This window comes from Streptomyces sp. NPDC047886 (assembly GCF_043204435.1).
Classification (GTDB): Bacteria; Actinomycetota; Actinomycetes; order Streptomycetales; family Streptomycetaceae; genus Streptomyces.
The window spans coordinates 995,154-1,018,222 of record NZ_JBIDCF010000001.1 but is presented as its reverse complement, the minus strand read 5'-3'; the positions used below and the strand labels follow the sequence as shown (position 1 = coordinate 1,018,222).

General features: G+C 72.9%; 22 protein-coding genes. 14 read left to right on the top strand and 8 right to left on the bottom strand.

Annotation, left to right across the window (positions count from 1 at the left end; all coding sequences use genetic code 11):
* Positions 1-3 precede the first annotated feature (3 nt).
* Both ACGF5U_RS04415 and ACGF5U_RS04410 read left to right on the top strand, forming a co-directional pair.
* Positions 4-642 carry a redoxin domain-containing protein gene (locus ACGF5U_RS04415; protein WP_392712832.1) on the top strand — a complete coding sequence of 213 codons (639 nt, stop codon included), beginning with the start codon at positions 4-6 and terminating at the stop codon, positions 640-642.
* A 6-nt stretch (positions 643-648) separates the two neighbouring features.
* The gene (locus ACGF5U_RS04410) at positions 649-1,497 is read left to right on the top strand and encodes a cytochrome c biogenesis CcdA family protein (protein ID WP_392712831.1); all 849 of its coding nucleotides are present in this window, start codon (positions 649-651) and stop codon (positions 1,495-1,497) included.
* A 70-nt stretch (positions 1,498-1,567) separates the two neighbouring features.
* Here the strand turns inward: ACGF5U_RS04410 and ACGF5U_RS04405 are convergent, their stop codons facing one another.
* From ACGF5U_RS04405 to ACGF5U_RS04395, 3 genes are all read right to left on the bottom strand, one after another.
* The gene (locus tag ACGF5U_RS04405) at positions 1,568-2,089 is read right to left on the bottom strand and encodes a hypothetical protein (RefSeq protein ID WP_392712830.1); all 522 of its coding nucleotides are present in this window, start codon (positions 2,087-2,089) and stop codon (positions 1,568-1,570) included.
* Positions 2,090-2,156: 67 nt separating this feature from the next.
* Positions 2,157-3,824 (bottom strand): MDR family MFS transporter, encoded by a 1,668-nt coding sequence (locus ACGF5U_RS04400; RefSeq protein WP_392712829.1) that lies wholly within the window; start codon positions 3,822-3,824, stop codon positions 2,157-2,159.
* A 46-nt stretch (positions 3,825-3,870) separates the two neighbouring features.
* A complete protein-coding gene (locus tag ACGF5U_RS04395) occupies positions 3,871-4,299 on the bottom strand; it encodes a DUF6069 family protein (RefSeq protein ID WP_392712828.1) in 429 nt (142 codons plus the stop codon).
* Positions 4,300-4,455: 156 nt separating this feature from the next.
* On the opposite strand from ACGF5U_RS04395, the gene ACGF5U_RS04390 reads away from it, so the two are divergent.
* Positions 4,456-5,145, top strand: coding sequence for a TetR/AcrR family transcriptional regulator (locus ACGF5U_RS04390; protein WP_392712827.1), 690 nt, complete (start codon positions 4,456-4,458; stop codon positions 5,143-5,145).
* Positions 5,146-5,193: 48 nt separating this feature from the next.
* On the opposite strand, the gene ACGF5U_RS04385 is transcribed toward ACGF5U_RS04390, so the two are convergent.
* Together ACGF5U_RS04385 and ACGF5U_RS04380 are read right to left on the bottom strand one after the other, a co-directional pair.
* Complete coding sequence (locus tag ACGF5U_RS04385; protein ID WP_392712826.1) at positions 5,194-5,952, bottom strand: SDR family NAD(P)-dependent oxidoreductase; 759 nt, start codon at positions 5,950-5,952, stop codon at positions 5,194-5,196.
* 131 nt (positions 5,953-6,083) lie between these two features.
* A complete protein-coding gene (locus ACGF5U_RS04380; RefSeq protein ID WP_392712825.1) occupies positions 6,084-7,517 on the bottom strand; it encodes an MFS transporter in 1,434 nt (477 codons plus the stop codon).
* A 223-nt stretch (positions 7,518-7,740) separates the two neighbouring features.
* Between ACGF5U_RS04380 and ACGF5U_RS04375 the strand changes: the two genes are divergently transcribed.
* The 11 genes from ACGF5U_RS04375 (at position 7,741) to ACGF5U_RS04325 (ending at position 19,322) form a co-directional block, all read left to right on the top strand.
* The gene (locus ACGF5U_RS04375) at positions 7,741-8,217 is read left to right on the top strand and encodes an AtaL-like protein (protein WP_392712824.1); all 477 of its coding nucleotides are present in this window, start codon (positions 7,741-7,743) and stop codon (positions 8,215-8,217) included.
* A 91-nt stretch (positions 8,218-8,308) separates the two neighbouring features.
* Positions 8,309-9,490, top strand: coding sequence for an acyltransferase family protein (locus tag ACGF5U_RS04370; protein WP_392712823.1), 1,182 nt, complete (start codon positions 8,309-8,311; stop codon positions 9,488-9,490).
* On the top strand, positions 9,487-10,746 hold the full coding sequence (locus ACGF5U_RS04365) for a 3-deoxy-7-phosphoheptulonate synthase (RefSeq protein ID WP_392712822.1): 1,260 nt from the start codon (positions 9,487-9,489) through the stop codon (positions 10,744-10,746). The genes ACGF5U_RS04370 and ACGF5U_RS04365 overlap by 4 nt, the downstream gene beginning before the upstream one ends.
* 30 nt (positions 10,747-10,776) lie before the next feature.
* Positions 10,777-12,039 (top strand): aspartate kinase, encoded by a 1,263-nt coding sequence (locus ACGF5U_RS04360; RefSeq protein ID WP_392712821.1) that lies wholly within the window; start codon positions 10,777-10,779, stop codon positions 12,037-12,039.
* A 160-nt stretch (positions 12,040-12,199) separates the two neighbouring features.
* Positions 12,200-13,024, top strand: a complete 825-nt coding sequence (locus tag ACGF5U_RS04355) for a 2-amino-3,7-dideoxy-D-threo-hept-6-ulosonate synthase (protein ID WP_392712820.1) — start codon at positions 12,200-12,202, stop codon at positions 13,022-13,024.
* 199 nt (positions 13,025-13,223) lie between these two features.
* The gene (locus tag ACGF5U_RS04350; RefSeq protein ID WP_392712819.1) at positions 13,224-14,363 is read left to right on the top strand and encodes a 3-dehydroquinate synthase II family protein; all 1,140 of its coding nucleotides are present in this window, start codon (positions 13,224-13,226) and stop codon (positions 14,361-14,363) included.
* 4 nt (positions 14,364-14,367) lie between these two features.
* Positions 14,368-15,150 carry an amidohydrolase family protein gene (locus ACGF5U_RS04345; protein WP_392712818.1) on the top strand — a complete coding sequence of 261 codons (783 nt, stop codon included), beginning with the start codon at positions 14,368-14,370 and terminating at the stop codon, positions 15,148-15,150.
* A complete protein-coding gene (locus ACGF5U_RS04340) occupies positions 15,147-16,490 on the top strand; it encodes an AMP-binding protein (RefSeq protein ID WP_392712816.1) in 1,344 nt (447 codons plus the stop codon). The genes ACGF5U_RS04345 and ACGF5U_RS04340 overlap by 4 nt, the downstream gene beginning before the upstream one ends.
* A gap of 20 nt (positions 16,491-16,510) precedes the next feature.
* Positions 16,511-17,695, top strand: coding sequence for an FAD-dependent monooxygenase (locus ACGF5U_RS04335; RefSeq protein ID WP_392712815.1), 1,185 nt, complete (start codon positions 16,511-16,513; stop codon positions 17,693-17,695).
* Positions 17,696-17,823: 128 nt separating this feature from the next.
* Positions 17,824-18,612, top strand: coding sequence for a 2,3-dihydro-2,3-dihydroxybenzoate dehydrogenase (locus tag ACGF5U_RS04330; protein WP_392712814.1), 789 nt, complete (start codon positions 17,824-17,826; stop codon positions 18,610-18,612).
* A 53-nt stretch (positions 18,613-18,665) separates the two neighbouring features.
* The gene (locus ACGF5U_RS04325; RefSeq protein WP_392712813.1) at positions 18,666-19,322 is read left to right on the top strand and encodes an isochorismatase family protein; all 657 of its coding nucleotides are present in this window, start codon (positions 18,666-18,668) and stop codon (positions 19,320-19,322) included.
* A 72-nt stretch (positions 19,323-19,394) separates the two neighbouring features.
* Here the strand turns inward: ACGF5U_RS04325 and ACGF5U_RS04320 are convergent, their stop codons facing one another.
* The 3 genes from ACGF5U_RS04320 to ACGF5U_RS04310 form a co-directional block, all read right to left on the bottom strand.
* The gene (locus ACGF5U_RS04320) at positions 19,395-20,954 is read right to left on the bottom strand and encodes a cation:proton antiporter (protein ID WP_392712811.1); all 1,560 of its coding nucleotides are present in this window, start codon (positions 20,952-20,954) and stop codon (positions 19,395-19,397) included.
* Positions 20,955-21,066: 112 nt separating this feature from the next.
* Positions 21,067-21,687 carry a malonic semialdehyde reductase gene (locus ACGF5U_RS04315; protein ID WP_392712810.1) on the bottom strand — a complete coding sequence of 207 codons (621 nt, stop codon included), beginning with the start codon at positions 21,685-21,687 and terminating at the stop codon, positions 21,067-21,069.
* A 47-nt stretch (positions 21,688-21,734) separates the two neighbouring features.
* Positions 21,735-23,030 (bottom strand): NAD(P)/FAD-dependent oxidoreductase, encoded by a 1,296-nt coding sequence (locus ACGF5U_RS04310; protein WP_392712809.1) that lies wholly within the window; start codon positions 23,028-23,030, stop codon positions 21,735-21,737.
* Between the last annotated feature and the right edge of the window lie 39 nt (positions 23,031-23,069).

Sequence of the window (23,069 nt, the reverse complement as noted above, 5' to 3'; positions counted from 1 at the left end):
TTCATGATGCCCATACGCGCCCGTGTCCGCGCCCGTGCCCAGGCCGGCGTCCGTGCCCGCGCTCTCGCGCCCGTCGCGCTGGTCGCGACCGCAGCGCTCGCCCTGACCGGCTGCGGCGGCGGCACGGAACCGGCCGCCGCCCCGGCGGCGCCCCCGGCGGCCTCGTCCTCGCCCGCGGCCTCTGCCTCGTCCTCGGACGGCGCGCCGTCCGACGCGCCGTCCGGCGCCGCCCAGGCCCCGGAGTCCCTGCGCTTCACGGCCACGACCGTCGACGGGAAGCCCTTCGACGCGGCCACCCTCGCGGGCAAGCCGACCGTGCTGTGGTTCTGGGCGCCCTGGTGCCCCAAGTGCAAGGCGCAGTCCGGCGAGACGGCCAAGGTCGCCGCCGACTACGCGGGCAAGGCGAACGTCGTGGGTGTCGCCGGCCTCGACAAGCAGAGCGCCATGCGCGGCTTCGTCTCCGACAACGGGATCGACGGCTTCCCGCAGCTCTCCGACGAACCCGGCACCGTCTGGAAGAAGTTCGGCATCACCCAGCAGAGCACCTACGTGGTGCTCGACAAGGACGGCAAGACCGTCTTCACCGGGGTGCTTCCTGGCGGCGACGGCCTGTCCGACAAGGTCGCGAAGCTCGTGGGCTGACCGGCGATGTCGGACCTGCCCCTCGCGCTCGCCCTGTCGGCGGGCATGCTCGCCGCGGTCAACCCCTGCGGGTTCGCCCTGCTGCCCGCCTATCTGTCGCTGCTCGTCCTCGGCGACGACTCGCCCACCCGCACGGCGGCGGTCGGCCGGGCCCTGCTCGCGACGGCCGCCATGACCGCCGGGTTCACCGCCGTCTTCGCGGTGTTCGGGCTGGCCGTCGCGCCCGTCGCGGGCCAGGTGCAGGAGCATCTGCCCTGGTTCACCATCGTGTTCGGCGTCGTGCTCGCGCTCGTCGGCGGCTGGCTGCTGGCCGGCCGGACGCTGCCCGCGCTGCTGCCGAAGGTGCGCCGCGCCCCGACCGTGACCCGCTCGGTCCCGTCGATGGCCCTGTTCGGCGGGGCGTACGCCATCGCGTCGCTGGGCTGCACGATCGCGCCGTTCCTGGCGATCGTCGTGTCCGCGTTCCGCAGCGGCTCCACCGTCGAGGGGGCGCTGCTGTTCGCCGCGTACGCGGGCGGCATGGGCGCCATCGTCGGCGCCGCCGCCCTGACCGTCGCCCTCACCCGTACGGCCCGCGTCGCCGGACTGCGCCGGTTCGGCGCCGTCGCCTCCCGACTCGGGGGCGGCCTGCTGCTCCTGGTCGGCGCGTACGTGGCGTACTACGGCTGGTACGAGATCCGGGTCCTGCGCGGCACGACGGTCACCGACCCGGTCGTCGACACGGCGGGCGCCGTCCAGGGCTGGATCGCCGAGTCCCTCGACACCGTCGGCGTCCCGGCCGTCGCCGCCGTCCTGGCCCTGCTCGTCGCCGCCGGGGTGCTGCTGCGCCGCCGCCGCGCCCGGGCGGAGGACTGAGGACCGCCCCGAACGCCCGTCGCCGCGCCCCCGGGGGGGGGGCGCGGCGACGGGCGGGAGGAAGGGCCGGTCAGTGGCGGCCCTTCTCCAGGTAGATGGTGGTGGAGTGGGCCTGGGAGTTGCCCGGGTCCACCACCAGTTCACCGCGTGCGTTGCGGTACTTGCCGGTGCCGCCCGTGATGGCGCCGCTGAACTTGCCGGACGGCGGGGCGCCGATCGGGTCGACGCGGATGAACGCGACGGTGATCTGGCCGTCGGGCAGCTTGATGACGTCCTGGCAGTTGACGATGACCTCCTTCTCCGTCACCCGCTCGTTGACGCAGTTGCCGCCGTCGAAGCCGATCTTCTTGCCGTTCTGGTACATGTCGTTGCTGAACGTGTGGCTGTCGCCCGCGCTGATGCCCTTGGTGCTGTGGTCGAGGAACTCGAGGTGGACGGGGCGGGCTTCGAAGCGGATGACCTCGGTGCCGTGCCGGTACCCCTGGTCGAGCTGCCCGCCCTCGCTGTTGCCGGCGAGCGCGACGCCCGCCCCGGTGGCGGTCAGCACCAGGGCGCCCGCGACTCCCAGAAGGGTCTGCGACTTCTTGCGCATCGAAATCTCCCGAATGAGGGGATGGTTGGGTTGCTTGAATGGTGCGTCGCGGACCCTCCCGGGGACATCACGTGATCGCGCGATCCCCCTGCTTCTGCGCGCCACCCGCGTCACCCGGCGGACCTCCCGGGCCGCCGGGGCCGCCGGGGCCGCCGGGCCCCCGGGCGGCGAGCTCGTCGTCCGGGAGCAGCAGCGTCAGCACGACCAGCACGACCGCGATCGCCGCTGCCACGGCGAACACGGTGTGCAGGGAGACCACGAACGACTCGCGTACCGCGTCCCGTACGGGCGCGGCGAGCGCCGCGATCCGCTCCGGTTCGCGCAGCAGGTCGCCCGGGTCCCTGGTGGCGGCACCCTCGGGCAGCCGGGTGCCGAGCGTGGAGGTGAGCCGGGCCGTCAGCAGCGCGCCCAGGACGGCCACACCGAACGACGCGCCCATCTGCCGCAGGAACGTCGCCGCTCCGGTGCCCGCGCCGAGCTGCATGCCCGCCAGACCGTTCTGCACGGCCAGGACCAGGGGCTGCATGCACAGGCCCATGCCGAGGCCGAGCACCACGAGGACGGCGAAGATGTGCGGCAGGGAGCTGTCGGCACCGAGCGTCACCCCGGCGAGGACACCGGCGGTGACCAGCACCGTCCCGGTGACGATGAACCACTTGTACCGGCCGGTCGCGCCGATGGCCCGGCCGCCGAACACGGACGTCAGCAGCATGGCGCCCATCAGCGGCAGCATCAGCAGACCCGAGACGGTCGGGGTGTAGCCCTTGACCACCTGGAGGTACATCGGCAGGTAGATGATCGAGCCGAACATCACCATGCCGAGGACGAACATGGCCGCGTTGGCGAGCGAGAACGACCGCCGGCGGAACAGGTCCACGGGCAGGATCGGCTCCTTCGCCCGCAGCTCCACCGCGACGAACAGCGCGAACAGCGCGACGCCCGCGACCCCGCAGACGATGATCAGCGGATGGCTCCACGGGTAGGTCTGCCCGCCCCACGAGGTCATGAGCAGCAGTGCCGTGGTGCCCGCGACCATCAGTACGGCGCCCAGGACGTCGAGCCGGTGCTCCCGCCGGGTGTTCGGCAGCTGCCGCAGGACCCGGTCGCTGACCAGCAGGGCGACGAGGCCGAGCGGCAGGTTGAGGAAGAAGATCCAGCGCCAGTCGTGCTCGGCGAACCAGCCGCCGACCAGCGGTCCCGCGATGCTCGACACGCCGAACACCGCGCCGAACAGGCCCTGGAGCCGGGCCCGTTCGCGGGGCGGGGTGATGTCGGAGACGATCGTGAACGCCAGGATCATCAGGCCGCCCGCGCCGAGCCCCTGCACGGCGCGGAACCAGATGAGCTGGCCCATGCTCGTGGCCAGGCCGCACAGCAGTGACCCGGCGAGGAACACGCTGATGGCGAAGAACAGGACGCGGCGCCGCCCGTACAGGTCGCTGACCTTGCCGTACAGCGGCATCGCCGCCGTGCCGGTGATCAGGTACGTGGTGATGACCCACGCGTACTGGTCGAGGCCGCCGAGCTTGCCGACGACCGTGGGCAGCGCCGTGGCCATGATGGTCTGGTCGAGGGCGCCCAGCAGGACGGCGGTCATGAGTCCGGCGACCACCGTCCGGATCTGCCCCCTGCTCAGGACGGGGCCGGCCGGCGGGCCGCCGGGCCCCATGGGACCCCCGTGGCCGCCGTGGCCGCCGGGGCCGTGCGGCGGGCCGCCGGATGTCTCACTGCCCATGGTCCTCCTCCTTCCGGTGCTCTGGCGCGGATGCCGGTGAGGCCGGTCAGGCGTCGGAACGGCCGGCGGAGCCGCGGGTCAGACCGGGGATCAGCACGGCGGCGACGGCCAGGTGCATCAGGCCGAGCCAGACCCGGGTCGACGTCTCGATGTCCGGACCCGCCAGCGGGGCGAACGAGATCAGCAGGGCGACGACGGCGATGATCGTCCAGATCTTGCGGGCCTTGCCGCTGCGCCGCTCCAGCAGCGCCAGCAGGCCCCAGCCGGCCAGCGCGGGCAGCAGCGCCGAGACGATCACGAACGGCACGGCGATCTCGAACGGGTCCTTGCCGGCGCCCTGCGGAACGAGCAGTTCGTTGCCGAGGACCGGCACGGCGATCACCCAGACCACGACGGCGGCCACGACGGCCGCCAGCACGGTCAGGAGACGTCCGCGCCCGGTGGACGCGGTGGTGCGCGCGGCGGTGGTGCTCATGGAAGCCTCCAGATCGACAGGTATGTAGGTCGCGTAGGTCGGGGACGAGGAAGTGCACACCGTGTGCACAAAGTAAACTACACCCGACGTGCAGTTCGGTTCAAGCGGAGAATGAGCAGAGGGAACGGCCATGGACAGGGGCATCAGGAGGCGCGCATGGTGAAGACGATCGAGGACCCGCAGAACGCGCGCAGCCGCCGCACCAGCGCCGGCCTGCTCACGGCCGCCCGGGAACTGCTGGAGGAACAGGGCTTCGACGCGCTGACCATGGCCGCCGTCGCCGACCGCGCCGGCGTCTCGCGCCGCGCGGTCTACCTCCACTTCGCCTCCCGCGCCGAACTGCTGTCCCGGCTGTTCAGCTACGTCGGCCGGAGCGAGGAGCTCACCGACTCGCTGGAGCGGGTGTGGGTGGCGCCGGACGCGGTCACCGCCCTCGATGAGTGGGCGCGGCACGTGGGCCGCTGCCATCCGCGCATCCTCGCCGTCTCACGGGCCATCGACCGCGTGCGCGGCTCCGACCCGGACGCGGCCGCGCTGTGGGACGCCGCCATGGACAACTGGTACGCCGGCTGCGGCCGGGTCGTCGGCGACCTGGAGAAGGAAGGCCGCCTCGCCGCGCCCTGGACCGCCGAGACGGCGACCGACGCCCTGTGGGGCCTGATGTCCTTCGAACTGCTGGAGCGCCTTATCGTGGACCGCGGCTGGACGCAGGCGCAGTACACGGAACACCTGGCGCTGCTCTTCCACCGCACGTTCGTGGCGCCCGGACCCGAACAGGCCGAGGCCCCGGCCGAGGACCGGGACCGGAGGCGGGAACGCGAACGGCCCGCGACCGGTCCCTCCTGAGGAAGGGACGTCCGTCGCGGGCCGTGACAGCGCGGTGGCCGCGCCCTGCTACGCCGTACCGCCCCCGTCGACCACCACGTCGTGGCCGACGACGAACCCGGCCTCGGCCGAGCACAGCCACAGCACCGTGGCCGCCACCTCGTCCAGCGTGCCCACCCGGCCGATCGGCAGCGCCGCCTTCAGCCGGGCGTCCCGCGCCGCGTCGTCCTCGCCGGGCGCGCGCGACATCGGCGTGTCCACGGGGCCGGGGCTCACCGCGTTGATCCGGATACCGTCCCCCACGCACTCCAGGGCGGCCGTACGGGTCAGCGCGCTCACCCCGGCCTTGCTCGCCGCGTACGCGCCCGTGCCCGGCCGCCGCATGTGCGGGCCGATCGCCGACGACGTGTTGACGATGACACCGCCGCCGGCCGCGCGCATGTGCGCGATCTCGTGCTTCATCGACAGCCACACACCGGTCAGGTTCGTCGCCAGCACCCGGTTCCACGCCGCCTCGTCCAGCGCGGCCACGGGGCCGCCCGCCGCGACACCCGCGTTGTTGAACGCGATGTGCAGCCCGCCGAACCGTTCGACGGCCGTGCCCACCATGGCGGCGACGTCCCCGGAGTCCGCCACGTCCGCCGTGACCCAGGCGGCCCGGCCGCCCTCGGCGTCGATGAGCTTCGCCGTCTCCTCCAGCGCCTCGCGCCCGCGCCCGGCCACGACGACCGCCGCGCCCTCGCGGGCGAACGCCAGGGCCGTGGCCCGGCCGATACCGGAACCACCACCGGTGACCAGGGCGACCTTTCCGGCGAACCGTTCGGTCATGGGGACAACCACCTCTCGTACGACGGATGCGACAGAAAACGAACGTTCCGGGGGGGGCCCGGGGCTCGGGGGCTCGGGGCTCGGAGGCGGGGGCTCTGGGGCTCGGGACTCGCGGCCCCGGCGCCCCGGGCTCAGGGGAGTCGCGCGGGGCGCGGGGCGCGGCTCAGCCACAGCGCCAGCACCGCGCCCGCCGCGGCCATGAGCGCGGCCGCCCCGATCCCGTACGCGTAACCCGACGTCAGGGCGTCGGCGGCGGCCGCCGTCTCCAGGCCCCTGGTACGGCTCTCGGCGACCGCGGTCAGCACCGCGACGCCGACCGCGCCGCCGATCTGCAGCGTCGTGGTCACCAGGCCCGAACCGGCGCCCGCCGTCGGGCCGGTGAGCCCGTCCGTACAGACCACGAACGCGGCGACGATCGCGGCGCCGAGGCCGAAGCACCACACCCCGGCGGGCAGCAGGAACGTCGCCACGATGCCGCCGCGCGGGTCCAGTACCGCGCCCCACCACACCAGCGCGGCCAGCTGGAGGACCAGACTGCTCCACAGCACCGTCACCGGGGGGACCCGGGCGAACGTGCGGAACGCCAGCTGCGACCCGGTGAACATGGCGATGCTGATCGGCACCGTGGCGCCCGCGGCGAGCAGCGGACTGTAGTCGCGCACCTGCTGGAGGAAGAGCGCGATGATGAAGAACAGCCCGAACAGCAGGGCGCCCAGCAGGGTGTTGACGGCGTTGCCGAGGACCACGTTGGCCCTGCGGAACAGCACGCGGGGGATGAGCGGCGCGGCGGCGCGCAGCTGACGCGCCACGAACGCGCCGAGCAGCAGCGCCGCCACGGCGAACTCGGCGAGCGTCGGCGCGGCCGTCCAGCCCTGGACGCCGCCGCGCACCACCGCGTAGATCAGCAGGCAGAGCCCGCCGGTCACGGCGAGCGCACCGGTGACGTCGAGGCCGCCGGTCCCGTGCGGTCTGCTCTCGGGCAGGACGCGGGCCCCGACGACCAGGGCGGCGGCGCCGATCGGCACGTTGATGAGGAAGACCCACTGCCAGCTGCCGGCCAGCAGCAGACCGCCGACCAGGATGCCCACCGCTCCGGCGAACCCGCCGAGGCTGCCCCAGATGCCGAGGGCGCGGTGCCGCTGCGGGCCCTCCTTGAAGATGTCGGTGACCAGGGCGAGCGCGGCCGGTGAGACCAGCGCCCCGCCGAGGCCCTGCGCGGCCCGCGCGACCACCAGGTGCCAGGCCTCCGTGGCGAGCCCGCAGGCGAGCGACGCCAGCGAGAACAGCACCAGGCCCCACAGCACGAGGCGGCGCCGCCCCACCAGGTCGGCGGCCCGGCCGCCGAGCAGCAGGAACCCGCCGAGCGACAGCATGTAGGCGTCCATCACCCAGGCGAGGCCCGTGGGCGTGAAGCCCAGGTCCTCCCGGATCGACGGCAGGGCGATGTTCACGATGCCGCCGTCGAGCACGATCATGAACTGCACCGTGGCGAGCACGGCGAACAGCGACCACGGATTCCGTTCGGCTCCGGCCCGCACGGGCGCGTCGGTCCTGACGTTGCTCACTTGGGCCACTCCCACTCGCGGGTTTCCGGATTGTCGACAGGCGGGCCCCAGCCTGCTCGGGGCCGCCCCGCGCCACATCCCGTCTTCACGCCATTCGCGCCTCCCGCGTGCCCGGCGGCCGGTATGGCGGGCCACTCACGCGAACACGTGATGCCCCGGCGGGCCGCTGGCGGGCAGCCTCGATCCGCAGCGGGGGAACCCACACCGAAAGGCAGTCGAAGCCATGATCACCATCACGCACACCGTCCCCATCGGTGACCCGGCGGACGGCGAGGGGCCGGCCCTCGACCCGGAGGCGCTGTGGCAGAGCCTCCGGCACAAGGCCGAGAGCCCGGTGAGTTATGTGCCCTCGATCACCGAGGCGTCGGTCGTCGAGCGGTACGACGACGGATTCCTGCGCGAGATCCTCCTCCGCGGCAAGAACCGCTACCGCGAGCGGGTGCACTTCGAGCCGAAGAACCGGGTCGTGTTCGAGCAGCTCGACGACCCGTTCCTGGCACTGATCACCAATGAGATCGGCCACGACGCCGACGGCCGCCCCACCTACACCCTCGCGGTGACCCTCTCCGACGGGGGCATCGAGAAGGCCCGTCAGGACCCCGGCTTCCTCGCCGGCACCGACATGGTCTTCTTCGACACCGCGCGTGCCACCGCCAACAGCCTGATGCTCATGAACTCCCAGGGGAACCAGGGCGCGTGACGCAGTACCGGCCTCTCCTCCCGGCCTCGGAGGGACGGGAGGAGAGGCTCCATCCCCAGGGGGTGTCCCCCCAGCCCGAAAGGTGACGAACGTGCAGCCACATGAGGCAGCCGCCTCCTCGTCGAGACTTCCCTCCCTGACCGGTATGCGATTCATCGCGGCCGCGATGGTGTTCGTCTTCCACGGAAGCCTGGAGAGGCTCTTCCGGGATTTCGGCGTCCAGGAGGACTACGCCTTCGCCGTCGCCACCGCCGGCTCGATCGGCGTGTCCTTCTTCTTCGTCCTCAGCGGATTCGTTCTCACCTGGTCGGCACGGACGTCCGACACCGTCCCGCGCTTCTGGCGGCGGAGGTTCTTCAAGATCTTCCCGAACCATCTCGTCACCTTCGTCGTGGCGCTGGTGCTCATGGCGTGGGCGGGGCAGCGGACCGGGCTCACCGAGGGCGTGGCCAACTTCTTCCTGCTCCAGTCCTGGGTGCCGGAGTTCCAGTTCTTCAACAGCGTCAACGGCGTGAGCTGGTCGCTCTCCGTGGAGCTGCTCTTCTACCTGTCGTTCCCGCTGCTCATCAAGGTGGTCAGGGCCATCCCGGAGAACCGGCTGTGGCTGGCCGCCGCCGTCGTCGTGGCCGCCGTGCTGCTGATGCCGCTGGTCGCCCAGGTGTTCCTGCCGGACCAGCCGTCGATGATGCCGTGGGGACCCGCGTCGCTCACCCAGATCTGGTTCGTCTACATCTTCCCGCTGGTCCGTGCGCTGGAGTTCCTCCTCGGCATGGTGCTGGCGCGGATCGTGCTCACCGGGCGCTGGATCGGGCTGGGGCTGCTGCCGGCCACCCTCCTGGTCGTCGCCGGCTACGTGGCCTCTCTGTACGTGCCGTTCCTGTACGGCTTCGTCGCCGCGACCGTCATCCCGCTGGCGCTGCTGATCCCGGCCGCCGCCACCGCCGACGTCGCCGGCCGCAAGACGTGGCTCAGCACCCGCACGATGGTCTGGCTCGGCGAGATCTCGTTCGCCTTCTACCTGGTGCACCGGCTCGTCATGACCTACGGACACCTGGCCTTCGGACGGGCGCCCAACGGCTACGGACTCGCCTGGAGCACCCCGGTGGGCATCGCGTTCCTCGTCGCCGTCTTCGCGGTGACCCTGCTCCTCGCCTGGGCGCTGTACGCCCTGGTGGAGCGCCCGATCATGCGGCGCTGGGCGTCCCCGAGGGCGTCCGGCGGTGCCGGCGGCACCCGGCGGGCGGCCCCGGCGGACACGGTGAGGCTCTCATGACCGACCACATACCCGGCACCCGGGCGGCCACCGCTTCGGCCACCGCCACCGCCACGGACCCGGTGGCGGCCGGCCCGGCCGACGGGCCGGTGCGCGCCTGGGTGGGACGACCGGCCGAACAGCAGCCGGACTGGCGGGACCACCCCGCGTACGCCCGTACCCGCAGGGCGCTGGCCGCGGCCGCGCCGCTGGTCACCCCGGCCGAACTCGACGCGCTGCGGGGCTCGCTGGCCGAGGTGGCCGCGGGACAGGCGTACCTGCTCCAGCTCGGCGACTGCGCCGAGAGCCTCTACGAGTGCTCGCCCTGGCACACGCAGGGCAAGCTGGCCGTGGTCGACCGGCTCGCCGACCAGACCACGGCCGCCACCGGTCTCGCGGTGGTACGGGTCGGGCGGATCGGCGGCCAGTTCGCCAAGCCGCGCTCCAAGCCCACCGAGGCGCAGGTGGACGGCGAGATCCCGGTGTTCCGCGGCCACCTCGTCAACTCCGAGGTGCCGACCAGGGCCGCCCGCCGGCACGACCCGCGCCGCATGCTGTGGGCGTACGAGGCGAGCGCCAACGTCACCCGCTGGGTGAAGGCGCACCGCCAGGTGTACGGCGGCATGGGCCCGTGGACCAGCCACGAGGCGCTCGTCGTCGACTACGAGGACGCGCTGGTCCGCGAGGACGCGGAGACCGGGACGGCGTACCTCGGCTCCACGCACCTGCCGTGGATCGGGGACCGCACCCGTCAGCCCGACGCGGCGCACACCCGGCTCCTCGCCGCCGTCGCCAACCCGGTGGCCTGCAAGATCGGCCCGGACGCGCGCCCCGACGACGTCACCGAGCTGTGCCGGCTGCTCGACCCGGACCGTGTCCCCGGCCGGCTGACGCTGATCGTCCGCATGGGGCGCAGCGCCGTCGCCGACACCCTGCCGCCGCTGGTCGAGGCGGTCCGCCGGGCCGGACACCCGGTGGTGTGGCTGTCCGACCCGATGCACGGCAACACGGTACGGGCGGCGGTCGGCCTGAAGACACGGCGCCTGGACGACATGGTCGCCGAGGCGGTGCGGGTCAGGCAGGTACTGGAGAGCCAGGGCCAGCACGCGGGCGGGCTCCACCTGGAGGTCGCGGCCGCCGACGTCACCGAGTGCACGGGCGGAGCCGTGGACGACGACGAGGCGCTGCTGGAGCGGTACACGACGCTGTGCGATCCACGGCTCAACCCGGACCAGGCGGCGGAGCTGGTCGACGCCTGGCTGCGCGGCACGGTCTGAGGTTCCGGTGTTCCCAGGGGGAGGACGGCGATGAACGCCACGAACGGCACGGTGGTGCAGAAGTACGGGGGGAGTTCCCTCTCCACGTACGACAAGGTCAACCGGGTCGCCGGGTTCGCCGCGGCCTCGCACCGCGCCGGGCGGCCTACCGCGGTCGTCGTGTCGGCGCGGGGCGACACCACCGACGATCTGCTGCGGGCGGTGGACGAGGTCAGCGGCGAGGTGCGCGGCGACGGCGTCGCCCGCGAGATCGACCAGTTGCTGGCCACCGGCGAGAACGCGTCGGCGGCGCTGGTCGCGCTGGCGGTGTGCCGGCTCGGCGTGCCGGCCGTCTCGCTCACCGGGGCGCAGGCGGGCATGACGGGCACCGGACGGCACGGCGCCGGTGTCATCACCGGCATCGACACCGGCCGCGTCCGGAGCCTGCTGCGGCAGGGCAGGGTCGTGATCGTCGCCGGCTTCCAGGCGGCGAACGAGGAGGGCGACACCCTGACGCTCGGCAGGGGCGGCTCCGACACCACCGCCGTCGCGCTGGCGGCGGCGCTGGACGCGGCCGAGTGCGAGATCTACACGGACGTCGACGGGGTGTACTCGGCCGACCCCCGGATCGTTCCGGCGGCCCGCAGGCTGCCGGAGGTGGACCTCTCCACCATGGCCGAACTGGCGTTCGCGGGCGCCCGGGTGCTGCACTCCCGGGCGGTCGAGCTCGCCGCTCTGCGGGACGTCCGGCTGCGCGTGCTCAGCGCGTTCGAGCGGGGTCCCGGAACCGTCGTCATGAACAGGGCTGGAGACGCTGTGCTGGAGAGCCAGGGCGCGGTCATCGCGGTCGCGCACGATTTCGACGTGGCACGGGTCCTCGTGCACTCCCGTTCGGGCACGGCCGACGCGGCCGCCGAGGTCCTGGAGGTACTGGCCCGCCACTCCGTACCCCTCGACATGGTCGCCAGGTCGGGGCCGTTCGAGGACGAGTTCCGGATGGGCTTCACCATCCGCCGCAGCGACGTGGAGGCGATCCGCGCGCCACTCGCCAAGGCCGCCGCCGAACTCGGCGGCGGGGTACGCGTGGACGAGGAGCTGGCGAAGGTGTCGCTCGTCGGCACGGGCCTGCTGAACCGCCCGGAGCACGTGGCCCGCATGGTGTCCGTCCTCGCGGCGGAGTCCGTGTCCACGAGCTGGATCTCCACCTCCCAGCTGCGCGCCTCGGTGATCGTGCCCCGCACGCGGGCACTCCACGCGGTCGAGGTCCTGCACCGCGCGTTCGGTCTGGAACGCGACGGTCTGCTGTCCGCCTGACGGCTCGGCGCCCCCGGCACCGCCCGGAGACCGCGACGAACCGGAGACCGGAAGGAACCGGAACCAGGAGACCCCGGGATCCGGAAGGAGCCGGCGCGTACCGCCGGTGGGACCCGCCGGAGAGAACCGCCGGAGAACCGACAGAGAAAGGTAAAGCCCCGTGTCCGTCAATCACTCGTTCGCCCGCGCGATGAGGCTCCGCCGGCTCCACCGCCACGGCGGCGGAAGGCTGTTCATCGTCCCGCTGGACCACTCGGTCACCGACGGTCCCGTGACCGGCGGGACGTCCCTGGACCACCTGGTCGGCCAGCTCGTCGGCAACGGCGTGGACGCGGTGGTGCTGCACAAGGGCAGCCTGCGCCACGTCGCCCACCACCGGTTCGCCGACACCTCGCTGATCGTCCACCTCAACGCCAGCACCCGGCACGCCCCGGACCCGGACGCCAAGTACCTGGTGTCCAGCGTCGAGGAGTCCCTGCGGTGGGGCGCGGACGCCGTCAGCATCCACGTCAACGTCGGGTCGCTGGAGGAGCGGCAGCAGATCGCGGACCTGGCGGCCGTCGCCGACGCCTGCGACCGCTGGAACGTTCCTCTTCTGGCGATGATGTACCCGCGCGGCCCCAAGGTCAGCAACCCGCGGGACCCGGCGCTGATCGCGCACGCCGCGATCCTCGCCGCCGACCTCGGTGCCGACATCGTCAAGTCCGTGTACGCGGGCTCGGCCGCCGAGATGCGCGACGTCGTGCGCAGCGTCCCGGTACCGCTGGTCGTGGCCGGCGGTCCGAGGCGGCCCGGCGTGGACGCCGTCACCTCCCATGTCTCCGAGGTCCTGAGGTCCGGGGTCGTCGGCGTGGCCATGGGCCGCAACGTCTTCCAGGCGCCCGACCCCGGGCTGATGGCCCGTGAACTGGCGCGGGTCATCCACGACGACACCGCGCCGGTGCTGGTCCCCACCATCGAAGAACTCGATGTGGCCGCCGGCTGAGCCGGCGGGCCACCGCCCGTACCGACGGACGTCCCGTCGTCCGCACGGCCCCACGCCGCGCCGTCAGGACCCCCGTCCCAGCCGCCGTACGCACCGTCGTACGCGCCGGAACCCCTACCACCACCCGTACACGGTCCGTGTACGACCGCCGCGCGTCCCCGTGCCGCGTGCCGCCACCACACGACCCGCGCATCCACCGATGCCGGGCGCACACCATCGAGCGAGGAGTACTTCCGTGAAGCTGTGCTGGGTCGACGTCCGCACCATCGAAGAGGGCGCCCGGAAGGCCGTGATCGAGGAGGCCGTCCACCAGCGGGTGGACGCGATCGTCGCGGCCTCCCCCGCCGACCTGGAGGGTCTGCCGCCCACCGTGAAGAAGGTCCTGGTCCCCGGCGGCGACACCCCGCCCGAGGACCTCGGCCAGGCGCAGGTCGTCATCCTCGACGCCCCGCGCACCCGGATCGCGCAGCTCGCCGCCGAGCGCCCCGAGGTGGAGTTCGGCCGGTTCGTGGAGATCGTCGACGCCGAGACGCTGGAGCAGGCCTGCGACGCCGCCCGTACCGAGAAGTGGGCGGTGCTGCTGTTCCGCGACCCCACCAAGATCCCGCTGGAGATCGTGATCGCCGCCGCGGCCCGCGCCACCGGCAGCATCATCACCATCGCCCAGGACGTCGAGGAGGCCGAGATCATCTTCGGTGTCCTGGAGCACGGCTCCGACGGCGTCATGATGGCGCCGGCCGCGGTCGGCGACGCCACGGCGCTGAAGGCCGCCGCCGAGGCGCAACCCGCCGACCTGGAGCTGGTCGAGCTGGAGGTCACCGCCACCGCCCACATCGGCATGGGCGAGCGGGCCTGCGTGGACACCTGCACCCACTTCCGCGAGGACGAGGGCATCCTCGTCGGCTCGCACTCCAAGGGCATGATCCTGTGCGTCAGCGAGACCCACCCGCTGCCGTACATGCCGACCCGCCCGTTCCGCGTCAACGCCGGCGCCATCCACTCGTACACGCTCTCCAAGGACGAGCGGACGCACTACCTCAGCGAGCTGAAGGCCGGCAGCAAGGTCCTCGCCGTGGACGTCAAGGGACAGACCCGGATGGTCACGGTCGGACGCGTCAAGATCGAGTCGCGTCCGCTGATCTCCATCGACGCCGCCGCCCCCGACGGCCGGACGGTCAACCTGATCCTCCAGGACGACTGGCACGTCCGGGTCCTCGGCCCCGGCGGCGTGGTGCTCAACAGCACCGAACTCAAGCCCGGCGACAAGGTCCTCGGCTACCTGCCCGCCGAGGACCGGCACGTCGGCTACCCGATCAACGAGTTCTGTCTGGAGAAGTGACCGGGTGGACCGGCATGACGGGCGCCAGCGCGCCAGGGTCTTCGACTTCCGTGCCCGGGTGGCCCCCAGGCCCGGAGCGCCGGCCCGGCTGCTGGCCGCCATGGATCAGTACGGGATCGACCGCGCCGCCGTCACGGCGGGCGGCGTGGTCGACCCCGACCTGCTCGCCGAGCAGGTCATCAGGGGCGGCCACGTCGAGACCGACGCCGACAACGAGGCGGCGCTCGCCGCCTGCGAGGCGTCCGGCGGCCGGCTCGTGCCCTTCTGGTTCGGCAACCCGCACGGGGAGGGCCCCGACGCCTACCGGAAGAACGCCCACCGGTTCCGCGGCCTGGAGATCTCCCCGGCCGTGCACGGCGTACCGCTCGCCGACGACCGCACCACCGCCCTCGTCGAGGCCGCCGCGGAGGCCGGACACGCCGTGTACCTGGTGTGCCTCGGCCGCCCCGGCGTCGGGGTGACCGACCTGGTGGCCCTGGCCGGGCGGTTCCCCGACGTCACCTTCGTCCTCGGGCACTGCGGCTTCGTCGGGATCGACCTGTACGCCGTCAACACCGTACGGCCGGTGCCGAACATCGTCGCCGAGACCTCCGGCTGCTACACGGGCGTCGCCCGTGCGGCGCTGGAGCGCCTCGGCCCCGACCGGGTGCTGTTCGGTACGGAGTTCCCGCTCCAGCACCCGTCCGTCGAACTCGCCAAGATGCGGGCGCTGGAGCTGGACGACGCGACCTGGCACCGCGTGGCCTGGGCCAACGCCCACCGCCTACTGGGAGAGGAAGCACCGTGAACGACACCCCGACCGCGCCGCCCCTGCCGCCCGTGCCGTCCACGCTGCCCCACATAGGGCAGTGGAACAGCGTGGACGAGCTGACGGCGCTCCAGGACAAGCAGCTGCCGCTGATCCTCGCCAAGGCCGCCGAGTCCCCGTTCTACCGGGCCAGGTTCGGCGACGGGCCGCCGCCCGCGTCCCGCGCCGACCTCGCCTCCGTACCGCTCACCACCAAGCAGGACCTCCGCGACAACTACCCCTTCGGGATGCTCGCCGTCCCCAAGGAGGAACTCGCCACCTACCACGAGTCCAGCGGCACCGCGGGCCGCCCCACCCCGTCGTACTACACGGCGGAGGACTGGACGGACCTCGCCGAGCGCTACGCCCGCAAGTGGACCGGCATCACCGCCGCCGACACGTTCCTCGTCCGCACCCCGTACGCCCTGATGATCACCGGGCACCTCGCGCACGCCGCCGCCCGGCTGCACGGCGCGACCGTCGTGCCGGGCGACAACCGGTCGCTGGCCATGCCGTACTCGCGCGTCATCCGCGTCCTGCACGACCTGGAGGTGACGCTCACCTGGTCCATGCCGACCGAGACGCTGCTGTGGGCGGCGGCCGCCCGCGCCGCCGGCCTGAGCCCCGACAAGGACTTCCCGGCCCTGCGCGCCCTGTTCGTCGGCGGCGAACCGCTCAGCGACGCCCGCCGCCGGCGGATCAGCGAACTCTGGGGCGTCCCGGTAGTCGAGGAGTTCGGCTCCACCGAGACCGGCAGCCTCGCCGGCGAGTGCCCGCACGGCCGGATGCACCTGTGGGCGGACCGGGCGCTGTTCGAGGTGTACGACCCGGAGACCGGGCGCACCTCGCCCGAGGGCAGCGGCCGGCTCGTCGTCACCCCCCTCTACCGCCGGGCCATGCCGCTGGTCCGCTACAACCTGGACGACGACGTCGAGGTCAGCTACGCCGACTGCCCCTGCGGCTGGCACCTGCCCTCCGTCCGGGTGCTCGGCCGGGCCGCGTTCGGCCACCCGGTCGGCCGCGCCAAGGTCACGCAACACCGCCTGGAAGAACTGGTGTTCGGCCTTCCGGTCGCGTACGGGGTGCTGTTCTGGCGGGCCAAGGCAGCGCCCGACCGCCTGCACGTCCAGATCGAGGTGGCCGAAGAGCACCGGGCCGCCGCCACCGGCGCGCTCACCGCCGCGATCCGCGCCGAACTGGGCGCGGACTGCGAGGTCACCGGTCTGGAGCCGGGCACCCTCGTCCCGCACCGGGCGCTCACCGCCGTCCACGACGTCGTCAAGCCGCGCAGCCTGTTCGGCGCCGACGAGGACTGGGACAAGGCGCTCCTCTACTACTAGGCATCAGGGAGAAGACCACCATGGGCAGGGACGGAATGCGGGTCGCCGTCGTCGGCGCGGGCATCGCGGGCCTCACGGCCGCGGCGGCCCTGAACCGGGCGGGCGTCCGCACCCGGGTGTTCGAACAGACCGGCCACCTGGGCGAGGTGGGAGCCGGTATCCAGCTCTCGCCGAACGCCACCGGACTCCTGCACCGCCTCGGACTGGGCGACAGCCTGGCCTCCGTGGCCGTGCGCCTGGAGGCCATCGAGATGCGCCGCTGGGACACCGACGAGGTGCTCATGCGCACCGAACTCGGCGACGCCTGCGAGGAGATGTACGGGGCGCCGTACCTGAGCGTGCACCGGGCCGATCTGCACCGGCTGCTCCTCGACCGGGTGCCCGACGACACCGTCACGCTCGGCGCCCGCTGCACGGGCGTCGAGGAGCGCGGCGACGAGGTGGTGCTGCGGTTCGCCGACGGCACGACCGAGACCGCCGACGTCGTCGTGGGGGCCGACGGCATCCACTCCGCGGTCCGCGAGACCCTCGTGGCCGACGAACCGCGCTACTCCGGCCAGACCGTCTACCGGGGCCTCGTCCCGGCCGACCGGCTCGGCCACCTCCTCACCGAACCCCGGGTCATGATCAGGCTCGGCCCCGGCCGGCACTGCGTGTGCTACCCGATATCGGGCGGCAAGCAGATCAGCTTCGTCGCCACCGCCCCGGCCGACGAGTGGCGCACCGAGTCCTGGACGGAACCGGCGTCGACGCGGGAGCTGGTCGCCGCGTACGACGGCTGGACCGAGGACGTACGGGAACTCCTGGGCGCGGCCGACTCGGTCACCCGCTGGGCCCTGCACGACCGCGACACGGTCGGCCGCTGGAGCACCGACCGGATCACCATCGCCGGGGACGCGGCCCACCCCATGCTGCCGTTCGGCGCGCAGGGCGCGAACCAGGGCATCGAGGACGCGGTGGCGCTCGCCGCCTGCCTGCGCACCGCGACGGCCGACACCGTCCCCGAGGCGCTCGTCCGCTACGAGGCGGCCCGCCGCCCGCGTACGGAGGCCGTCCACCGCACCATCCGCGAGAACGCCCGCAACCACCATGTCGCCGACGGCGCGGAGCAGCGGGACCGCGACCGTTCGATGAACGAGCGCTGGGGCCTGCGCGGCCAGGAGTGGCTCTTCGGCTACGACGCCGAAGCGGCCGTCACCGGCTGAGCGGCCGCGGGGAGGCAAGCGCCGCGCGCGAGGCACCACGGCACCACACCGCACCACGGCACCACACCGCACCACACCCGCACCACGGCACCACCGTCCAACGCGTGATCTCAAGGGGGAACCGTCACATGCGTGCAGCCGGTTATGAGAACGCCGTCGTCCTGGTCACGGGCGCCGGTCAGGGCATAGGGGCCTCCGTGGCCCGGGCCTTCGCCGGGAGAGGAGCCCGGGTCGCGGCCCTCGACGCCAACGCGGAGGCGGTGGAGAAGGTCGTCGCCGAGATCGAGGCCGACGGCGGCCGGGCCGGCGCCTACCCGGCGGACGTCCGGGACGCGGGGGCCGTCGAGGACGTCGTGGAGCGCGTCGAGACCGACCACGGCCCCATCGACGTGCTGGCCAACGTGGCGGGCATCCTGCGGACCGGCCCCGTCGTCGGCATCACCGACGAGGACTGGGCGACGGTGCTCGCCGTCAACACCACCGGCGTCTTCCACGTCTCGCGGGCCGTCGCCCGCCGCATGCTGCCCCGGAGGAGCGGCGCGATCGTCACCGTCGCGTCCAACGCCGCCGGGGTACCGCGGATGCACATGGCCGCGTACGCCGCGTCCAAGGCGGCGACGGTCATGTTCACCAAGTGCCTCGGCCTGGAGCTGGCCGGCTCCGGCATCCGCTGCAACCTGGTCTCGCCCGGGTCCACCGACACCCCCATGCAGCGCGCCATGTGGAAGGACGGCAGCAGCAGCCCGCAGGCCGCCATCGACGGCTCCCTCGACACGTACCGGGCGGGCATCCCGCTGCGCAAGCTCGCCGAACCGTCCGACGTGGCCGACGCGGTGCTGTTCCTCGCGTCGGACGCCGCCGGTCACATCACCATGCAGGACCTGTACGTCGACGGCGGCGCGGCCCTGCGCGCCTGAGAACACCGTGCTCGACGCACCACCGTGCTCAGCGAAGGAGACAGACGCCCATCATGGCCATACCGCCCATCGCCCCGTACGCGCTGCCCGGGGCGTCCGAGCTGCCCGGCAACAAGGTGTCGTGGACGCCCGACCCGGACCGGGCCGTCCTGCTCGTCCACGACATGCAGCGCTACTTCGTCGCCCCGTTCGCGGCCGGCGCGTCGCCGCTCACGGAGCTGATCGGCAACATCCGCCGGCTGCGCGAGACGGCGGCCGACCTCGGCGTGCCCGTCGTCTACACCGCACAGCCCGGCGGCATGACCCGTGACCAGCGGGGACTGCTGCACGACTTCTGGGGCCCCGGCATGAGCGTCGACCCCGGGAACCGGGACATCGTCGACGAGCTCGCGCCGGCCCCCGGCGACACCGTCCTCACCAAGTGGCGCTACAGCGCCTTCCACCGCACCGGCCTCACCGAACTGCTCGCCGAACAGGGCCGGGACCAGGTCGTCATCTGCGGCGTGTACGCGCACATCGGCTGCCTCGTCACCGCGTGCGACGCCTTCGCGATGGACGTCCAGCCGTTCCTGGTCGCGGACGCCCTCGCCGACTTCTCCCGCGACGAGCACCTCATGGCGCTGCGCTACGCCGCGTCCCGGTGCGCGGTGACGGCGGTCACGGACACGGTCCTCACCGCGCTGCGCGCCCGCACCGTCCAGCGGGTGTGACGCGCGGCCCCGCACCACCACCGAGGCCCGCCGGGGAAACCTCCCCGGCGGGCCTCGGCGCGTACGTACCGCTCAGCGACGCGCGGGACGCCTGCCCCAGCGGTCGATCAGCGACAGCGCGGGCGAGGTCAGCACCGTCGACACCAGCGCCATCAGCACCAGCATCGTGAACATGACCGGGGTGATGACGCCCAGGTCCAGGCCGATGTTGAGGATCACCAGCTCGGTCAGGCCCCGGCAGTTCATCAGCACGCCGAGCGACAGCGACTCCCGCGCGCCGACGCCGGCCGCGCGCGCCGCGAGGGCGCCGCCCGCCAGTTTCCCGGCGAAGGCCGCCAGGATGATCAGCCCGCACCACGCCCACAGCCCGGCGTCCCCGGCCAGCAGGCCGACCTCGGTGCGCAGCCCGGTGTGGACGAAGAACAGCGGCAGCAGCAGGGTGGTGGTCATCCGCGCCATCTGGTGCGTGGCCTGGTCGACCTCGGGTGCGGTGCGCGGCGTGATGACGCCGAACACGAACGCGCCGAAGATCGAGTGGATGCCGATGGCGTCCGTGGCGTACGCGGAGAGCATGACGCCGCCGAGCAGGACGGGCAGGACGGCCCCTTCCGGGATCCTCCGGCCGCCGCGCCCGCCGGTCACCATCAGCCGGTGCAGCAGCGGGCGCACCACGACGGTCATCACGGCGAAGAACGCCAGGGCGAGCGCGAACGTCACCGCGGCACCGGACGGCGAGTCGTTGTTCACCAGCGCGACGACCAGCGACAGCAGGCACCAGGCGGTGACGTCGTCGATGGCCGCGCAGGTCAGTGCCGTGGCGCCCAACGGCGTACGGTTCAGTCTCCGTTCGGCGAGTATGCGCGCCAGCACCGGGAACGCCGTGACCGACATGGCCACCGCCAGGAACAGCGCGAACGCCCCGAAACCGACCTTCGCGGGGGCGAGCGGCCCGTAGGCGGCGAGCGCCAGGAGCAGCCCGCACAGGAAGGGCAGCGCGATGCTCGCATGGCTGACCAGCAGCGCGGTCCTGCCGCGCTGCCGCACGAGCCGCAGGTCCAGCTCGCGGCCGACGAGGAACATGAAGAAGACGAGACCGATCTCGGCGAGGTTGCCGAGTGCGGGCAGCACGGCGCCGGGCAGCAGCCAGGCCGCCGCGTCGGGCCACACCAGCCCGAGGACGGACGGGCCGAGCAGGATGCCGGCGAAGATCTCGCCGATCACGGGCGGCTGCCCCACCCGCCGGAACAGCCGCCCCGTCAGATAGCAGGCGGCCATGATGACGGGTACGGCGGTGAGCAGCTTCGGGAACACGGCGGCATGGCCGCCGGTACCGGGTGACGCACCGGACTCGCCGCCCGCCGCGGGCGCGGCGCCGGTGCCGGTGCCGGTGCCGGGCTCCAGACCGGAGCCGTGGCGCAGGGCGAGGACGGCCAGGACGATCGGGACGACGACGAGAGCCGCGTACGCCAGCCCCGTGCGTACCAGCACGGAACGGGCACGGCGCCCGCCGGTACGTGAGCCGGTGGGTGAGTCGGTGGACAGGGGCTGCGCGGGCACGGTCCGCGCCGATGCGTGCTGCGGTGGGTCGGCGTGAGCCAGACGATCCGGTACGGACTCCACCTCGGAGGACATGTGCGCTCCTTGCGTCGGCGGGATGCGAGCGGTGGGCGCACGTACGGACGGTGCCCTCCCGGTCGGGTGAACGGGAGGGCACCACGGTGCGCGCACACGCTGTGGATGCGGGTCAGACGGTGGTGACGACCTGCTCGTAACCGAGCCGGGGGCCGCGCGGGTACCAGGCGTCGGGGCCCGGCCTGCCGATGTTGACGACGGCGAGGACCCGCTGCCTGCCGTCGGGCAGGAAGTCCTTCTCCACGGCCCCTGCGTCGAACCCGGTCATCGGGCCGGCCGCGAGCCCGGCCGCGCGGACGCCGAGGATGAAGTAGCCGGTCTGGAGGGCCGCGTTGAGCTTGGCCGACTCCTCCCGGACACCGGCGTCGGAGTAGAACATGTCCTTGGCCTGCGGGAAGGCGGGGAACTGGGTCGGCAGGTGCTCGTGGAAGTCGGTGTCGGCGGCCAGGATCGCGGTCAGCGGCGCCTTGCGGGTCTTCGCCGCGTTGTCGTTGTACATGTGACCGGCGAGGCGCTCGCGGGCCTCGGCCGTCCGGACGAGGACGATCCGCAGCGGCTGCTGGTTGAAGGACGTCGGCGCCCACTTGACGAGTTCGTGGATCGCCTCGATCTGCTCGTCCGTCACCGGCTCGTCGGTGAACGTGTTCGCCGTGCGCGCCTCACGGAAGAGGACGTCCTGCGCCGCCGGGTCGAGTACGAGGTGCCGGGTGTGCGGCTGGTCGGTGGCCGTCATGTCGGGGTGTTCCGCCCTTTCGTGTGGGGTGGTCGGATGGGGTGGGGTCAGACGGTCGTCGTCGCGGGCTCCGGGTGGACCGGGCACTCGTGCAGCGGCTCGTACGGGGCGAACGTCGCCCAGCGGTCCTCGGTGCGCAGCCACTGCGACACGGGGTTGTCGGTGCTCCAGAAGTCACCGCTGAGGACACGCGTGAACCACTTGCCCTCGACGTCCACCCCGTGCGCGCGCAGGAACCTGCCGAGGTTGTACTCGGACTCGTAGTACGCGTAGATGATCCGCGCGTAGGTGTCCGCGCCCGTCTTGAACCGCCGCGTGTAGCGGTCCTGGAGCTCGGCCTCACGCTCCGGCTCGGCCAGGATGCGGTCGACGTGCTCGGCGGCCATCGTCCCGGTGGCGACCGCCAGGAAGACGCCCCCGGAGAAGATCGGGTCGAAGAAGCAGGCCGCGTCACCGACGAGGAACCAGCCCGGTCCCGTCATGGTGTCCGCGTAGTAGCAGTAGTCGGTCTCCACCCGGACCTCCGGGCGGGCCACGGCCCCCGTCAGCCGCCGCGCCACTCGCGGCACGCGCGCCAGGTGCTCGTCGAAGACCTCCTCCGGCTTGCGGTTGCGCAGGACGGCACGCGGCATCACCGCGCCGACGCTGATGGTCTCGGGCCAGATCGGGATCGCCCACAGCCAGCCGTCCGGGTGCCCGCCGACCTGGATGTCGCCCTCGTGGCCCGGGTTCTGGCTCTCGTCCAGACCGTCGTAGTGGCGGAACACGGCGACGTTGCGCAGCCGCTCGACCGTGCGGCGCAGCTGCCGGGTCTGGGCGATCTTGCTGGCGCGGCCCGCCGCGTCCAGGACGTACTTCGCGCGGACCTCGTGCGTGCCGCCCGCGGCGTTGAAGCGGACGCCGGTCACCCGGTCGCCCTCCTCCAGCAGGTCCGTGACGAGCGCCTCCTCGACGACCCGGGCACCGCTCTCGCGGGCGTGGCCGGCGAGCAGGTCGTCGAAGTGGGAGCGTTCGAGCTGGAAGGTCGTCGGGTAGCGGCCCTCGCCCTGGTCGCTGAAGTCGACCCGGCGGAAGTCCCCCGTGGGGAAGATGAACTCAGCGCCCCGCTTGGTCACGTAGCCCTGCTTCAGCGCCTTGTCGAGCGCCCCCATCCGGTCCAGCAGGGTCATCGTGTACGGCAGCATCGACTCGCCGATGTGGAAGCGCGGGAACGACCGGCGCTCCAGCACCAGCACCGACCTGCCCGCCCGCGCCAGAGTGGCGGCGGCGGAGGTGCCGCCGGGGCCCGCGCCGATGACGACGACGTCGACGTGGTCCGGGAAGGGCGCCTGGTGGTCCGTCATGGAGGGAACTCCTTCGAATGGTCCGGCCGCGGGCGCGCG

Excerpts from the sequence above, each read along its gene's own strand:
- ACGF5U_RS04415 (WP_392712832.1), top strand. The coding sequence starts at position 4 with ATGATGCCCATACGCGCCCGTGTCCGCGCCCGTGCCCAGGCCGGCGTC.
- ACGF5U_RS04410 (WP_392712831.1), top strand. The coding sequence starts at position 649 with ATGTCGGACCTGCCCCTCGCGCTCGCCCTGTCGGCGGGCATGCTCGCC.
- ACGF5U_RS04405 (WP_392712830.1), bottom strand. The coding sequence starts at position 2,089 with ATGCGCAAGAAGTCGCAGACCCTTCTGGGAGTCGCGGGCGCCCTGGTG.
- ACGF5U_RS04400 (WP_392712829.1), bottom strand. The coding sequence starts at position 3,824 with ATGGGCAGTGAGACATCCGGCGGCCCGCCGCACGGCCCCGGCGGCCAC.
- ACGF5U_RS04395 (WP_392712828.1), bottom strand. The coding sequence starts at position 4,299 with ATGAGCACCACCGCCGCGCGCACCACCGCGTCCACCGGGCGCGGACGT.
- ACGF5U_RS04390 (WP_392712827.1), top strand. The coding sequence starts at position 4,456 with ATGGTGAAGACGATCGAGGACCCGCAGAACGCGCGCAGCCGCCGCACC.
- ACGF5U_RS04385 (WP_392712826.1), bottom strand. The coding sequence starts at position 5,952 with ATGACCGAACGGTTCGCCGGAAAGGTCGCCCTGGTCACCGGTGGTGGT.
- ACGF5U_RS04375 (WP_392712824.1), top strand. The coding sequence starts at position 7,741 with ATGATCACCATCACGCACACCGTCCCCATCGGTGACCCGGCGGACGGC.
- ACGF5U_RS04365 (WP_392712822.1), top strand. The coding sequence starts at position 9,487 with ATGACCGACCACATACCCGGCACCCGGGCGGCCACCGCTTCGGCCACC.
- ACGF5U_RS04360 (WP_392712821.1), top strand. The coding sequence starts at position 10,777 with ATGAACGCCACGAACGGCACGGTGGTGCAGAAGTACGGGGGGAGTTCC.
- ACGF5U_RS04350 (WP_392712819.1), top strand. The coding sequence starts at position 13,224 with ATGCCGGGCGCACACCATCGAGCGAGGAGTACTTCCGTGAAGCTGTGC.
- ACGF5U_RS04335 (WP_392712815.1), top strand. The coding sequence starts at position 16,511 with ATGGGCAGGGACGGAATGCGGGTCGCCGTCGTCGGCGCGGGCATCGCG.
- ACGF5U_RS04330 (WP_392712814.1), top strand. The coding sequence starts at position 17,824 with ATGCGTGCAGCCGGTTATGAGAACGCCGTCGTCCTGGTCACGGGCGCC.
- ACGF5U_RS04325 (WP_392712813.1), top strand. The coding sequence starts at position 18,666 with ATGGCCATACCGCCCATCGCCCCGTACGCGCTGCCCGGGGCGTCCGAG.
- ACGF5U_RS04320 (WP_392712811.1), bottom strand. The coding sequence starts at position 20,954 with ATGTCCTCCGAGGTGGAGTCCGTACCGGATCGTCTGGCTCACGCCGAC.
- ACGF5U_RS04315 (WP_392712810.1), bottom strand. The coding sequence starts at position 21,687 with ATGACGGCCACCGACCAGCCGCACACCCGGCACCTCGTACTCGACCCG.
- ACGF5U_RS04310 (WP_392712809.1), bottom strand. The coding sequence starts at position 23,030 with ATGACGGACCACCAGGCGCCCTTCCCGGACCACGTCGACGTCGTCGTC.